Raw genomic sequence first — 14,720 nt, 5'->3', positions numbered from 1 at the left:
GATTGTTGCAAGTGCCGAGCCGACCAATAACTAGTTTAGTGAACTAGCAGCTGTGCCGCATAAAATCACTGTGGTTCGGCTCAAAGATACGACGCGTAGATAGTTCAAAAGCGAAATCGTATGGCTTCACCATTTGCTGGTATTTTCCGTAAACTTTCGATCATTGGTTTCAAAGTGTAGCTTCGCAACGAACTTTGGCATTATCCTAATACATGTGGCGACTCAAGGAAACTTCGTATGAGCGAGGTCGAGTGGGTGTGCTGGTGTAATCCTAGTTGGTAGGAGGGTTGGAATGCTGGAGACGCTATATTGGGTTGCGGGTATTGTCGTTGCAGTGGTCGCTGTTTTGGGTCTTTTCCTGAAACTAAGAAGCGCGAAGACTACGACTAATACTCAAAATGCTCGCGTTTCGGGCCAAAACAATACAGTTCAGCAAAACGCCGAAAATCGCAGCGGAGAACAGTAAGAAATTGTCTATATTTAGACTTTTTAGAAGTCGATTTTCTTTCAAGTCAGAGCGCAATGAGAACACTCAAGCCGCAAGCATTCGCGGTGACGGTAATGTGGTCAACCAGTCCGTCCAAAATTTTTGGTTGTTAGACAGTGAAGCAGCCAAAGCCCGGAAACTAGTTGAGGCGGCGGACGTTCCCTTTGAATTAGATGGTCGAGCTTCATTAACTGTTGAAGAGCCAGACAGAGATGATTGCGAAGAAATTAGAAGGATTCTCGATTATCGCAAGATTGCAAACCGCGGAGATAGTGATACATCTTTGAGCTTACTCAGAAAATTAGGTGAAGAAGAAAAGTATTCATCTGGTTATTTGGGATTCAGATTGCACTTCAATATTGGTGTTGTTCAGCATGGTATCGGCGAATATCAAGAAGCCAGCAAATCATTGCGACTTGCCCATTCACTGTGCCCGTCTGATTTTAAGGCGCAGACTGGATTAGCTTTTGCAGAACTACTCGATGGAGACAACCAGTCAGCGCTACAGCGTTGTTTGACGTTGCTACAAGAAAAAGGAGACCATCGAAGTTTGGCAGCCAGCTTATATTGCCATGCCGCCCGTTTCACCGAGCATGAAAAAGCTCCTGAAGATCTACTTGGCGAGGAGTTGTTTGCTCCGGATGTTGTTGTCGCCTATCTCGACTATATCCAAGATGTACGTCCTGATGATTATCATGAGGTTTTGTCAAAGATATATGAGGGCGATAAGGACAATAATCATGTTGCTTCCATGTGGGCGCTTGCAACGCTTGATGACGCTCGCCAAAACCAAGCTTTCTTGCTTGGCGCTCGAATGCCTGACGATTATGAAAATCGCCTTGCTAAATCCGCCGAAATATTAAAGCGAGACTTGGTAGAGGCTCTCGAGTTCCGCCCACCCAATAAACTCCTGCTACCTTCCCAGGTAAATAACGCTGCAATCGCGCTCCGGCTCTCGGGTAGCGTCGCCGATGCGGCTCATTTAATTGATCAGACTCTAGCAAAATACCCTGAGCTAAAAAGCCAGCTTGCGCAAATACGTGCGGTCTTATTTCTCCAAGAAGACGGCGACACCGAAGCTTTGGAATTGATCTGTCCGTTGTCAGACGTTCCTGAGTTGCAAATTATGGCATCGGAGATTGAAGCGAAGCTCGGTGAGAGTACTGTAGCGCTCAAAAGGATTGATGCTGTTCTAAGTGCGGATCTACCAGAGGAGCTTTTGCCAGTTGCACTGGAAACAAAGGCCCGAATGGCAATTAGCTTTCTAAGCCGAGAGCCAGCGGATGAAGCGCTAGAAGAACTAGTCGCAATCACGCCTGAAAGACCGGAAGTATTATTGCTGCGATCTGCTTATGAACGTGCATTTGTTCTGCGAGAAGAGAATGACGAAATTGAAGCACTTCCGATTTCGGTTACGGGCACAAAATTTGATGAGAAAAAGGTTCTTTCATCTCTAGAAAACGCCGATAAATGGGATTTCCTCACGATACTAAAAACAGCGGATGAGTTGTTTGCTAGGGGGTATTATCGCGAGTGCGCTGATTTGTTGATCGATCGGGTGAGTTTTTCTTCAGAAAGCCCGGCGTTGAGTACTCTTTGTGATGCTTGTCTGCGGGGGCATTTAAGTCGAATAAGTATAGAGATTGTTAAAAAACTATCCCAGAATGTTAAAAATTCTGTATTCGGTTGGAGGTTTTGTTCAAATGTTGCGATTCTGTCAGGGGAATACTCAAAGGTAGTGCCACTTGCGCGGAAATTGTTTGAGCATAGCCCAAGCTCGATGAGCGCTTTGCAGTGGTATGTACAAGCACTGTTTCGTACGAATGAACGTGCAAGAATCCGACGGCTCATCAAGGATCTCGATGATCTAGAATTGGTTGGTACGATTGATGAGCGATGCGAGTATGTGAATATTTTGGTCTATTGTGGTGAGATCGAAAGGGCGCGTAATTACGCGTATCGCTTATATTGCCAAAATCAAAATCATCATCGCGCATGGATGGCTCTCAGCGCCAGCGTATTGGCCTTTGGCCGACCGCCGGGCACCGCCGATAATATTACTGCGACAGTCGTCCAGGAAGGATCGACTTTCGAGGTGTTGAAATCAGACGAATCGAAGCTGTCATTTACCATTGAAACAAATGAAGAACTATTTGCTTTAAGGGAAGGCAATATTGGTCGTGATCATCCGGTTGCTGTAGCTGCGCTGGGTAAAGAGGTGAACGAAGAATTTGATTGGCCTTTAAAAGGTCAAGGCGTAGCAAAGATCATAAGTGTTAAACATAAGGTTTTAGCGGCGTTCCATCAGATTATAGAGAAATTTGAAGAGCAGTTTCCAGAGGCATCGGGTTTCAAGTCAGTCTCAGTAAATTTTAGTAGCGAAGACGGCCTCGACGAAATGAAAGCAATGCTGAGGCAACGTGCCGATTACTCTCAACAGAAAGCTAAAGAGTACTCAGAGGGAACCTACCCGCTCTACATACTCGCCTTTCATCTCGGCATTGATCCAATCGACGCAATGCTGGGGTTAAAATCAGAATGTGGTTATCCTCTCAAAGTTTCATCTTGTTCCGTCGAAGATCAAGCTAATGCAGCGAATGACATCCGCGACGCACGAAAATGCGGAATCATAGCAGAATCATGTGCATGCTACCTTATCCGGCGTCTGGGTATTGAAGAGGCAATAAAAGCAGAATTTGGACGGATTGGCATCACTCAAGAAGCCGTTGATATATTTGCGGAACGACTACAGAGTTTGGAGACTTCATGCTTTCAGGACGGAGATACCGGACCTAAAAAATCAAGCAGTATTGCGGTGCGCGGCGACCAAATTGTTCTGACTGAATGGAGTGAAGAGGAAGTCACTTCGAAGCTCGAATTGATGCGTTCCGACTTGGATTGGATCAAATCAGATTGCGTCCTCGTCCCTGCAGTGGCGAAAGTCGACCCAAACGATGAGATAATCCGTGCTCGCCAAGAAAAGGGCGGACGGTTCTTTGATGATATATTCGCCGCAGACGGTACGGATCGTTTATTTTTGTCTGATGACTACCATTTGAGAGCTTGGGCCGGGCAACTATTTGGCGTCAAGACTGCGTGGATCCAAGCGTTACTGTTTCACTTAGAGAGTTCTGGACGCATTGGAGCTGAGGACGTTGTGAAATGCACTCTCCAACTTCGAGAGCTTGGAGAAGAGGCCCTGAGCACAAATGCAAATCGAATACTGGTTGCAGCGCAAATGCTATCGAAGAGTGAGATTTCAGAAGGCGAGTTTGCAGATTTCTGCAGTCTACTTGGGCAGCCAGGAGCCGATCTGAAATCCCATATTCAAGTCGCTTTAGGTGCAATTACTGGGTTGTGGGAGTTTGATGGATTAAATGAAATAAAAGAAAAGGCGACTAGTATAATTCTTCAAAAATTAGTTAGAGGTCAAGCTGATCAGGCGCGAGGAGTGCTGAATACCGTACAGAAAATCTTCCAACATGATGAAATCGGGGCCTATATCGCTAAATGGCGTATCGGTCACTTTTTAACATGAACGGCTATCGCCGTTGTCTCAAGAGTCAAGCGTTTCGTGACTTGTAAAAGCATCTGGAGTGTCTAGCCTCTCCATCGTCCGCTTGACCTGCATTGCGGTCCACTTACCGTTTCTAGCCGTCAGGATGTCGAGTGTGTTCAGCTCATCGGCGATTGCTCTGAGTGACATGCCTGCCTGTTTCATCGGGAGGATGACGCCGCTCAGCCTCTGAGCGCGGCGCTGGGCGTCAGCTTTGACGACCTCATTCCGTCTCATCGTCTTGTCGCGGAGGCCTCCGAGCTGCTTACCCCGTCGCTTGGCTGCAGCCAGTGCTGCCTTGGTACGAGCACTGATGAAGTCACGCTCCTGCTCAGCCAGCGCGGCGTAAATGTGCAGCTGGAACTTGTCGGCATAGGGCATCTGGGCCACGCGGATGGAGAGCTTAGGATCATCCATGAGGCTGGCGATGAAGGCGACCTTGCGTGATAGGCGGTCGAGCTTGGCAACCAGCAACTCGGCGTCCTGCTTCTTGGCGAGGTCGATGGCCTTCTTCAGCTCAGGGCGGTCGTTGTTCCCACCGCTCAGCACATCAACAAATGAAGAGACAATCTCGAACGGAATATCTGAGAACCCGTCCAGGAAGAGTTGAATGTCGCGCTCCTGCGCCTCCAGTCCCAACCCGCTGCGTCCCTGTTCAGCTGTACTCACACGTTTGTAGATCACGTATTTCTTCATAGCCGTAGCCGCCCCACTTCAATGTTGAATGGGAGTCTAACGAAACGTTGTATCAATCGTCAAGGAACGTTGTGGCTGTTACAAAAATGGCGACGCCCCAAATTTGGATAGGAGCAACAGGGGTTATTGACCACGAGGTGGGGGTATGGGGGGAAACGCATCTCCCCCACTATTGATAAGTCGCTCAGATTTTTGACCCACACAACATTTCTGGGTCAGTCACCGCTCAGGATGGGATGGAAGAAGCGGATGAACGCATTCGCTCCTTTACGGTTGCCGATCATGTGCTCCTGAAGCCCTAATTCGGTCAACTCTGCACGAAAGTGCTCGCACTTGCGTATCTTGGTCAGTTGTTTTCGATCCGAGATACCAACAGCCTCCTGCACTTCTTTGAAGAGGATAACCGCATCCGGGTCTTCAGCCCGACGAGTTGCGATGTAGTCGAGGACCGCTCTCTTCTTCTGTCCTTGAAGCCTCCGACGCGACGGCGACCATGTGGTGACCTGACAGCCAGGGAACCAGTCAGCCAGCTTGTCACGTATTCCGCTTGCCTTGGCTGCGATGAAGTAGGCCGTACAGGGTTTGCACCGTCCCCCATCATTGCCTCGAACCGAAGCCCGACACAGAGCCTGGTAGATGTTATGGCCATGTTCTCCGAGACGGATTGCACCCACCGCCGAGTGTGACAGCTCCTGGTTTACCGGTCTCCCGCTGCAGGCATATGCAAGACCGGAGTACTGCCAATCGGGCAAGCAATATGTGCTGGCTATGACTACATTGGGTATGTCAGCGAAGGCGTTGGTCGCGGTGTGCTGGCCCCAGGTGACGAACTGGACCCGGTCTCTGGCGGTCGTTACGTGCTCAAGGATCAGCTTCGGAATTGAGATGGAGACGAAGTCCTTGTGACAGACCACAAGCCAAGGCTCATCCGGTTTGCTGTCGATCACTGTCGCGATCTCAACCGCCAATCGGTCATCGTTCTTCGTCCAGCTGTCTTTGCCTGAGCCCTGGTCGAGAACATGCACGGTCAGGGCAGAATAGTCCTTAGGGGTAGACGTCAGGCGCACCAGGCCTGTGCTGTGACGATTCCAACAGTTGTAGGTCTCGCGGACACGTCCTGAAGCATCGAGGACCAGAAGCGGGGCCATGTCTGTCGGTAATGCGTCTCGGGTGTGGAGCGCAACCTTCTGCTTGCCTTGACCCGGCAAGATCCGGACTGGTCGTCCTGACATCGCGGCCAGTGCGTCCAGATTGCGACGCAGAGACCCGTCATGATCCGACGAGACACGGAGACCCGTCAGTCCTTCGATGGCAGGTATGGTGATGACCGAGCCCGATGGTGCGCTCACCGTTTTCCCGAGAAGGTCCTGGACTTGATCCGCAGTGGTGACAGCCCTTCGACGCAGAAAGGGGAGAAGCTCGCCCAAGTCGTCGCTGCTGAGCGTCACGACTTCGCTGGGCTCCAGCGTCTCATCCCAGACACGGACATCACGGACACGATGTAGATAATAGAAAGCCGAACACTGTTCAAAGCTCCCGCCTTTGCACCTGCTCGTTAGCATCTGCTGTGTCGTGAAGAGGACTTGGGCATCATTGACCGGTGTGGGGGATATGGCGTTGCACTCATGATCGGCGGTGTAGACTGCAAAGTCATCCGGCCGAAGATTGGCCTCCTCGACCAGTCGTTCGATCTCTGCCTTGCGGGACAGGAAGACGACGACGCCAACATCTTCATGATCGGAAGAGCGTACAACTTCCTTCAGGAATTGAGTCAAGGCAGTGGTCTTCCCCATGCCGGGATCAAGACTGGAGAGGTGAACCTTCGGTGGACAGGTTCCGCTGAGCATGGCGGTTAGGGTGTCGACGACGTCGGACAGACCTGCCCACTGAAAAGAGGAAGGGGACTGTCCATAACTCTGAAGTTGAAGCTTCAGCTTAGCGAGAACGCGGTCTTTGATCTCCAACGTTAACGAGGCGGGTGGGGTCAAAACTTCATTATAGCTATGGGAAAAATTGTCCCCCGATACGGGAGCGGAGAGGCAGCAGTCGATAGCCAGGGACGATACCCCAGCCAGTGTTGGTTGGTGTTTCATGGTTTTCTTGAAGGGTGGGAGGTGGAAACGAAAAGCGACGAGGAGAGCTACGGGCGTTCCATCGGTCGGTGTGGTCCTGATGGTGCCACCTAATTCGAGTTTAGGGCCGAGAGGGGCTATTCACATCATTAAGGCACCGGGTGCCCCAAGGAGAAGCTAGGGGCCCGATGATCCCGAACTCAGTGGAAAGGCGGTACTAAAAGCTTGAGAACAATAGCTTTGCCTGCAGGTGTCAAGTAATGGCGATGCTTACGTGGGTCTTCGGGGTCCGGGTGAGAACTGACCCAGCCTAGACCGCCATATTTGCTTCGTGCGTCCCCCCTTCCGAGATAGCCAACTATTCTGGAAATAGTGCTCTGGTTAACGTCCATTTTTTCGGTGAGGTAGCGGCTCGTGCAGCCGGGTTCATTTGCGAGATGAAGCAGCACCGCAACCTTAGCCAAGTCCATGTTGGGTGCTATTTCTTTACAGTAGCTCACCATTGAGAGGGTTGGTGCAGGATCCCAGGATTGGTCGGTCTGATTTGAGATGGTCATTGGTTTTCCTTGTGTTTGGAGATGCCATGATTGCTTTGGCAACCGGCAGAACAGCTAGGCGGAGAGATGCATGGATACGATCCTCCGGATTGCAGAGAATTATGCAGGCGAGCCCAACGAGGTTTCTTGGAGGGTGCGATGGTGCAACTTTATTTGTTCTCGGGAGCTTTGATCTCGAGAAAACATCGAGAAATCCGGCTGACAAGGTCGCGACTAGCCGCCACCTGACGGTGCATCCAGGAATGGTGGCACTTGATTGGCGCTGGAAAAGAACTCCAGCGTAGCGCCGCCCTTTGGATTGAACTCGAATTTCTAACCCGCGAAAAGCTGCTCGACGAGCGACGTATCTAGCCCGCTGGCGATTTTGCTCGTCGATGGTGTCACCTAATTCGACTGAAGGCCGAGAGGGGAAGTGCGTTGCAGACAGTTGCCTTCGACAATCCCGTCTCGGATATGATCTGAGGCACGGTAAAGCCCTCCTGCTCGCGCACCGTCCGCATGGAGCGGATCGTGTCAGGGTCAACCTGAGAACCTTTAGATTGTGAGTGGCGATCGATCAGGCTATCAGCTTCCCAAATGGAGGATGTATCGTGGCGCTAACGCAGGTTCAGGTGATCCAATCGCTAGGCGAAGCACTGACTTGGTACGAGCGAGAGCTTGATTGGGGTGTTGCGCCAGGTGAACTCAGGCACCTGACCGGTCGGATTGGCGAGCTTTATGCAGCCATGATCACTCGGGGTCAGATGGCGCTGGATACCAACCAGCGTGGCTATGATGTCATCAGCGCGGAGAACGAACGGATCTCCGTCAAGACGGTGACCACCGCCAACCACGTTGCCTTCAACACAAACACTTTTCAGTTGTGCGATCGGGTTATGGTTCTACGGGTGAATGTGGACCCGGAGGAAGGTGTCTCTGTCGAGGAGCTTCTCGACTGCACTGCCAGTGAACTGAGAGAGAAAGTCTCCCCCTATGGTGACGCCTTCAGGCTATCCATTTCGCTGTTCAACAAGCCGTCGAAGCCCCTCGACCACTTGCAGGTAGACAACGAAATCTACTTCGAGCGATATACCCTCAGGCAGTACGAGAGCGGCACTATCCTTGTCCTGATCGACGGAGAACCCCAGCTTGTCGCCAAGCCTCACCTTAGGAAAATCGCTGCCACACTTGGCGTCGACATTCTGAATGGAAGCGGGGGGAAGAAGAACACGCGACAGCTCGGGGCAGACATTATCAAGACATTGAAAGCCCGTGGCGAGACTTGAGCCCTTAATCGGGGATACTGTTCGTGCCTATGCTCTGATTGTTCCCTCAGATTTCTGCACCAAACGTTCCGGATATCGCGCCCTACGTCGACCCCACTGATACTCCGAAGGCACTGGACAAAAACTCCAGTGTCGCGGCATCGCGCAATTTACAGACTACGTTCTGGTTAGCGAATACGCCCCGGAAAGTCTTTGCCTCCGCCATTGGGAAGGACTTGATCCAGTCGACACCAACCGCGTACTCGGCAAGTTCCTCGTCATCCTGGTCATGGGCGAGATTTGGCTGTTCCAGATTGGCGGACAGTAAGTTGCCTGTACCGATGGCAAAATCCCGAACCATAATTGCAGGAGAAGTTATCTCCCCATACCCCACATAGCCCCGACCCTTCTGATAGGCGAAAATCTTGTCGCCTAATGAAAGTTGCTCCAGGCGGCCGGAATAAAACCTCCCATTGCCAGCAGATATGAAGCCGTAGCGCCGCATATCCTCCCAGGATCTGTGTTCGCTCTCTCCGACATTGACATACCAATAGCCGGTCCAGGGAGCTCGCACCTTGGAAGCAGACCGCTCCTCTACCTCATCCGGGTCCATCTGCCAGTCCGTTGCAAGCAGCTGACGGTCGCCGTCCTGGAATATGCGGAACAGGGCAACGTTGATGGAAAGGTCATGCCTCTCTGCAAGATACTCGACGATCCGGTTGGTCGTGCTGTCGAGTTCACTGGCTATGATCACCATGCGGTGGTCGCCGTTGAGTGTTTCCGGAAGCCCTCTGTCGAACCGTTCCTGGAACGCCGCAGGGAGGGGCTTGCTCAAGAAGCGATTGGCGATGTCGTGAACATCCCGTGTCGTCAACCCAACGGCCCAGCTGGCATAGTCCAAAACCTGCGCAACAATCTCTCGCGGCGTCCGGTCTCGCTTCAGCTCCAAAATAGCGAGATTTCCCGAAGCATCGAGCCCAAGCAAGTCGAGGCGACCACGGTTCTCGACAATGACCTGTCGACCAATAATCAGGACATCCAGTCCCAAAATGGCAGGGTTCTCAGCGACCCACGTTTCGATCTGATCCTCGGTGGCGAGTCTTGCCCTCGAGACTGGTTTAAGCCTGCCTGCAGAGACTTCAAAGAGATTGGTCATCAGCTGCCACCTGTCCTTTGGCCCAAAGAAAAACCTGCTTCTGCTGATCCCGCAAAAAGGCTTTCTCATTCGTCACTGCGTATCCAAGTTCCTTTGCGGCGGATACGAACCCTTTCAAGGTCTGTGGTTCCATGTCACCAGTCATAAGGTTCTTCTGATTGACGACGATGGCGCTCAACAAGGGCCATCCTCGACGGTGGGCGAATTCAATCAGGTCTCTCAGATGTGTGTTCATCGCATAGTGCACCTTCGTCCAGTCGGCTTCACTTTCATCGGCGAGCTGCTTGTACGAAAGGAAACTCCCCTCCCTGGCGAACTTGGTCACCGCATTTATCGTCTTCTCAAAATCGAGGCCTTGCCCCTTCCGGCGGCTCCATTCCTCGAGCAGATCAGGAAAGACAGGATCATCAGTTTTCTCGAGCCGACGGTAGTTGCCAATGAGAGTCTGCAGTTCAAGATCAGTCCATTCATCCGGAGATTTCACTGGCATTCTCCCGAGATGCCCTTCGGCGCTGCGGGCAGCCCCTTGTAAAACTCGCTGTGCAAACCACCGTGATTGGTCATACCAGGCTTCGTCAGCACACCCTTGGGTGCGGCATAGCTATCGATGCGACGCTCTGGGTGCTCTCTCCAATTGACATTCACGGCCCAGAGCTTGGGAAAGAAGCAGAGCGTATTGTAAGGCAGGTGGTCGTGAATCCACCAGGCGAGCCTTTGCCAGTCGCCTTCTTCCTGGTAACGGTCCGAGAACCAGGGAAGGACGACGCAGGCCGTCGCGCCCAAACGCCCTTTCGCGTCCCGATAATCCCAGATGTGATCGGCGAAGTTGGCCTCGTTGCTCGCGCAATTGTGGCCGTGGTTGTTGCCGTAAGCGTTGACCTCCGGCGAGCGGTAAGCCGAACGGATAGCTACATGTCCGAAAGCCGATCTCAGCGGCTCCAGAAGCTGTTCACAGAGCTGCGTCCCGGCTTGGACGGCGACTTCGGGATGATGCGGGATGTTGGGGATACCGAAGAAACTGGAAATCTCGGAATACAGGAAATCACGCATGAAGAAATTTTCCGACAAGCGCACACGACCGAGTTCTTCGAGCCATGGCATTGAACCCGGCTGCTTCATATCCCGCCCCTTTTTCTCCTTTGACACCATTCACAGGTGGTCACTGATTCCCGGGGTACGCTCTTGCTCCGGTCCCCACGCCACCTGCCAAGGAAAGCTAGAATATCAACTCCATACAATCTAGTGTTGTTGTCTGGGTTTAGTCAAAAACTCACGGACAGGGAGGTGCAATTGGGAGATCGACACGCGTTCAGAATCGCCAAACTGGATTTCCACCAACGTGGGATGGGAAGAGCGGCGATGAAGTACTGGAGAAGGAACGGAGCAGATCGCTTCGATGTCGTCCGTATCTCACGCGGCGACGGAAAATTTGTACTAGCGGCAGTCATTGGTCACGAAAAGGCCGACGACATACTTCAGCTCGATTACGACCTGAGGAGAAGGCTAAGTGTCAACGTGGACGAGTGCGTGGAACTGTGCGTTGAGAAACTCGGCTGGCTGGGCACAATCTGCTGGTACGTCACTGTGAAGGACCCGGTGGTGCGGATCTCTGCAAGACTCGCAGTCATCTCTGTGGCGCTTGGTCTAGTGGGATTGTTCCTGGGCATCATCAGCCTTGTGAAGTAGACCGCCTGCCTCTTCCCCTCCCGCATCCCCCCGGCTAACCTCGCCACAACCACAGACAACCATCAGGAATCTAATGTCCGCCGAAAGAGTCTCTCAGGATCAGATCAACAAGGCCGCGTGGGCCGCATGTGAGCCCTTCACTGGCTTCCCGCGATGGGGGCCGATAGAGCAGTGCCTGGGTGCTTCGCAACCAAATAGCGAACTTCCCAGACCATCTGTATTAGGAAACAACCTGTGAAAATCTGCGCTCTGACCAATGGTGTGATGCGGGTTGCTTACCCAGTCGGTGGTTCTGCCTACAAGTGCTTTCCTTCCGGCTCAAACCTTGCTGCGGATGCACTGACTTTCGAGACGGTGGTCGAGGCTGCCGAGTTCCTGATCAAGAACCCTACGTGGGGCATCAGGATGAACCCCGGGGCTGCGATCATCTACGACAACATCCAGATCCATCGTTAGTTTCGAGGTGAGGCGAGCTTGAAAACTGCTACAATGAAGTGCTACATTGCGTTTGCAGTTGGTGATGTAAGGCATTGAAATTCAACAAAAATATATTCTGACTAGGTGAATCCACTCGTCTGTACCATTTCCCCCTTCATAAACTTTCAGAATTATTTTTTGGAACGCAAGTCAATCTTGCTGCAATTGCTTCGGCTTGAGCGCTGCAGTAAGGGGTGCCAAGAATGCTGCGACTGCACTGCAGATTGCGCGCCTACAGGCAATCAAAGACTGGCGAAGCTGCAATGCTTGGCTGATATTCCTTCAAAATACTAATGATCTTTTTTCGCATAATCTGGATCGTTTCATAGTCTGTAATCTTAACTGGAGAAACAGACTTACCTCAAAACACAGAAAATTGGGCTGAGCAGATCAACCATATGGCGTGAAGTCTGGTTGCAATACCTTACGTCGCTCGAATACACTGAATTGCGGTGTCAATGAATTGTACTTGAGTGTGTGATTACCCATGATCATCCGAATCCTCATGATCTTTTTGGTCACCATCCTTCCTTCAGTGGGAAAAGCCGAACTTAGCTACAATTCGGGAGAGGGGGACGATGGTCTGAGGTTTGTTGTTATCGAGGGTACCTTCACACCCGGTGACGACCTCTCCGAATTCGAGAAAGTCATTCGTTCTTTCAATCCCAATGTGATCGGCTTTGACAGCGACGGCGGGAACATTTTCAAGGCGATGGAACTTGGTCGGATCATCAGATCACACGGTTTGGCCACGATCCAACTCCGCCAGCTTGAATGCGCTTCTGCTTGCGCCCTGGCATTCATGGGAGGCCGATCTCGATATGCTGAACCGGGTTCCATCGGGGTGCACAAGTCTTCATTCTCGCCAACAACTCCCTTCAACAAGGAGGAGGCTGTTTCTGCTGTTCAGGACGCCACAGCGGACATCATTGGGTACATGGTGGAGATGGGAGTGAACCCCGCACTCTTGCAACTCGCATTCAAGACAGAAGCAAATGACATTAGATATCTCTCTGGGCAGGAGATGGCTAACTTTGGAGTTACTTTGTCTGAGGGTGCCACGGACACGGCCGCAATCTCCAAGCCTTCAAGCGAAGCAAAGCCGTATGTAGCATCACGACCTTCCGTTTCGACAAGTCCGAAGCAAATTGCGCCGAGCAGAGCTACCATTCCCGTTGCTCGTTCTGGACGTGTCCGACACCCTAAGGGTTCAGTTTTAATGAAGGCGTCACCTAACGGGAAAGCTCATAGCTTACGTCGCTTCACAAATGGCGTATCTGTGCAAATCACTGGTGAGGAAGACCGTTGGTATCGTGTGACTGTTGCGGGCGTAACTGGGTATATGCACCATACGTGGATACGAGTTGATCAATTCGATGCTACGCCTGGCGAACTTAGGCTCATTCAAGTCAAGAGTTTCGACAACATCGACGAAGCGGTTAGTTACGCAATGGCAAGAGATCTCCCTTTGGCGGTCTACCTTGCGACCAACGGATGGTATGCGGTGACGATCGCTAAGCCGTTGGATAAAGAGCAAGCCCTCTATTTCACCAAGGGGTTGAAAAAAGAGGGCGCCATACCGAGCGATAGTTTTGTGACTATGGGAAATACCTATGTGATGAAAATATGTTGCGGGACAGGTTCGTCATACGGGGAAGCCTCAAGTGCGGCTGGATACGGCAAGTAGATATCAGGTTACCTTTGAAGCAGACTGTTGCCGCTCCTTAAGTCCACTCGCACATTGATCGACAGACGTCGTTGGCCTCATTGAGCGTGCCCAACATGTTTGAAATAGGCTGCCTTTGTGCTGGTATACCCCTGACCTGATCGTCGTGCTCAACCCCTTCTTATGGATTTGACAACAAGAAACGGATAGTTCGGCTCGGCCCGATCATGACACCTGTCGCTCGGACACTGGCTTATGCCGGGTCCAATGACAGACAGGAGAAAACGTCATGGAACTCGAAAACAAGTCGATCATCATCACCGGGGCAAGCAGCGGGATCGGGGCTGCAGCAGCGAGCCTTTTTGCAGCCGAAGGAGCGAATGTCATCCTTGGTGCCAGGCGTTCCGCGGAACTTGAGGCGGTTGCGTCCAAAATCCGTGAAGCCGGCGGCACGGCCGTTTTCCTGGAGGGCGACGTAAAGGACGAAGGTTATGCCGCGGCATTGGTCGATCTTGCCCTGAAGGAGTTCGGGCGACTGGACGGTGCCTTCAACAATGCAGGCATTGTCGGTGCCATGGAGCCGGTCCCGGACATGGGTATCGGCAACTGGAACGAGGTCCTGACTGTCAACCTGACAGCGGCGTTTCTGGCTGCAAAAGCGCAGATACCGGTCATGAAGAAAACCGGCGGTGGCTCGATCGTCTTCACATCGTCATTTGTTGGTTTCAGCAACGCGGGCATGCCCGGCATGGGCGCTTACGCGGCTTCCAAGGCCGGTCTCAACGGCTTGGTGCAATCACTTGCATCCGACCACGCCGCTGAGGGTATTCGGGCCCATGCCTTGATGCCGGGTGGCACAATTACACCGGCCGGTGGCGAAGGAAATCCGGACGTCTTGGCGTTCATTGCAGGTTTGCACCCCATGAAACGCATGGCGGACGCAAAGGAGATCGCACAGGCTGCGCTTTTCCTGCTGTCCGACCGCGCAAGTTTCATGACGGGCAGCCCGACGATTGTCGATGGCGGCATGTCCATTCGGCTGACCTGACTGGACGCTTTGCCACAAGGCGGAGCGCCGCCTTGTGGCAAATCCCGGACCGCCTGTTTGAGGCAACGGCACCCA

12 protein-coding genes are annotated in these 14,720 nt (G+C 52.2%); 6 read left to right on the top strand and 6 right to left on the bottom strand.

The features are described 5' to 3' along the window. Window positions 1-398: 398 nt before the first annotated feature. Entirely contained in the window at window positions 399-4,025 is a 3,627-nt protein-coding gene (locus FIV03_RS01480; protein ID WP_152508433.1) for a hypothetical protein, read from the top strand. Between the two features lie 18 nt (window positions 4,026-4,043). Here the strand turns inward: FIV03_RS01480 and FIV03_RS01475 are convergent, their stop codons facing one another. The 3 genes from FIV03_RS01475 to FIV03_RS01465 form a co-directional block, all read right to left on the bottom strand. Further along, window positions 4,044-4,739, bottom strand: coding sequence for a recombinase family protein (locus FIV03_RS01475; protein WP_152508432.1), 696 nt, complete (start codon window positions 4,737-4,739; stop codon window positions 4,044-4,046). Between the two features lie 215 nt (window positions 4,740-4,954). Then, window positions 4,955-6,832, bottom strand: a complete 1,878-nt coding sequence (locus FIV03_RS01470) for a hypothetical protein (RefSeq protein ID WP_152508431.1) — start codon at window positions 6,830-6,832, stop codon at window positions 4,955-4,957. A 179-nt stretch (window positions 6,833-7,011) separates the two neighbouring features. Next, the gene (locus FIV03_RS01465) at window positions 7,012-7,368 is read right to left on the bottom strand and encodes a MarR family winged helix-turn-helix transcriptional regulator (protein WP_152508430.1); all 357 of its coding nucleotides are present in this window, start codon (window positions 7,366-7,368) and stop codon (window positions 7,012-7,014) included. A gap of 590 nt (window positions 7,369-7,958) precedes the next feature. Here FIV03_RS01465 and FIV03_RS01460 point away from each other — a divergent pair. Continuing rightward, window positions 7,959-8,633, top strand: a complete 675-nt coding sequence (locus tag FIV03_RS01460) for a hypothetical protein (protein ID WP_152508429.1) — start codon at window positions 7,959-7,961, stop codon at window positions 8,631-8,633. An 82-nt stretch (window positions 8,634-8,715) separates the two neighbouring features. Here the strand turns inward: FIV03_RS01460 and FIV03_RS01455 are convergent, their stop codons facing one another. Genes FIV03_RS01455 through FIV03_RS01445 form a run of 3 tightly spaced genes read right to left on the bottom strand, consistent with a single transcriptional unit; the run spans window position 8,716 to window position 10,887 of the window. Beyond that, window positions 8,716-9,768 (bottom strand): hypothetical protein, encoded by a 1,053-nt coding sequence (locus tag FIV03_RS01455; RefSeq protein ID WP_152508428.1) that lies wholly within the window; start codon window positions 9,766-9,768, stop codon window positions 8,716-8,718. After that, window positions 9,752-10,252, bottom strand: a complete 501-nt coding sequence (locus tag FIV03_RS01450) for a hypothetical protein (RefSeq protein WP_152508427.1) — start codon at window positions 10,250-10,252, stop codon at window positions 9,752-9,754. The genes FIV03_RS01455 and FIV03_RS01450 overlap by 17 nt, the downstream gene beginning before the upstream one ends. Next, window positions 10,249-10,887: a hypothetical protein gene (locus tag FIV03_RS01445; RefSeq protein WP_152508426.1), complete on the bottom strand. Its 639-nt coding sequence runs from the start codon at window positions 10,885-10,887 to the stop codon at window positions 10,249-10,251. Before FIV03_RS01445 ends, FIV03_RS01450 begins: the two co-directional genes overlap by 4 nt. A 240-nt stretch (window positions 10,888-11,127) precedes the next feature. Between FIV03_RS01445 and FIV03_RS01440 the strand changes: the two genes are divergently transcribed. From FIV03_RS01440 to FIV03_RS01425, 4 genes are all read left to right on the top strand, one after another. After that, window positions 11,128-11,454 (top strand): hypothetical protein, encoded by a 327-nt coding sequence (locus tag FIV03_RS01440; protein ID WP_145903669.1) that lies wholly within the window; start codon window positions 11,128-11,130, stop codon window positions 11,452-11,454. A gap of 234 nt (window positions 11,455-11,688) precedes the next feature. Then, window positions 11,689-11,910 (top strand): hypothetical protein, encoded by a 222-nt coding sequence (locus FIV03_RS01435; RefSeq protein ID WP_055657613.1) that lies wholly within the window; start codon window positions 11,689-11,691, stop codon window positions 11,908-11,910. Window positions 11,911-12,418: 508 nt separating this feature from the next. Next, the gene (locus FIV03_RS01430) at window positions 12,419-13,618 is read left to right on the top strand and encodes an SH3 domain-containing protein (protein WP_152508425.1); all 1,200 of its coding nucleotides are present in this window, start codon (window positions 12,419-12,421) and stop codon (window positions 13,616-13,618) included. Window positions 13,619-13,886: 268 nt separating this feature from the next. Continuing rightward, complete coding sequence (locus tag FIV03_RS01425; protein ID WP_152508424.1) at window positions 13,887-14,645, top strand: SDR family oxidoreductase; 759 nt, start codon at window positions 13,887-13,889, stop codon at window positions 14,643-14,645. The last annotated feature ends 75 nt before the right edge of the window (window positions 14,646-14,720 follow it).

The organism is Labrenzia sp. THAF187b (assembly GCF_009363375.1).
GTDB lineage: Bacteria > Pseudomonadota > Alphaproteobacteria > Rhizobiales > Stappiaceae > Roseibium > Roseibium algicola.
The sequence above is the reverse complement of the archived record's forward strand: the minus strand, read 5'-3'. Positions and strand labels throughout refer to the sequence as shown.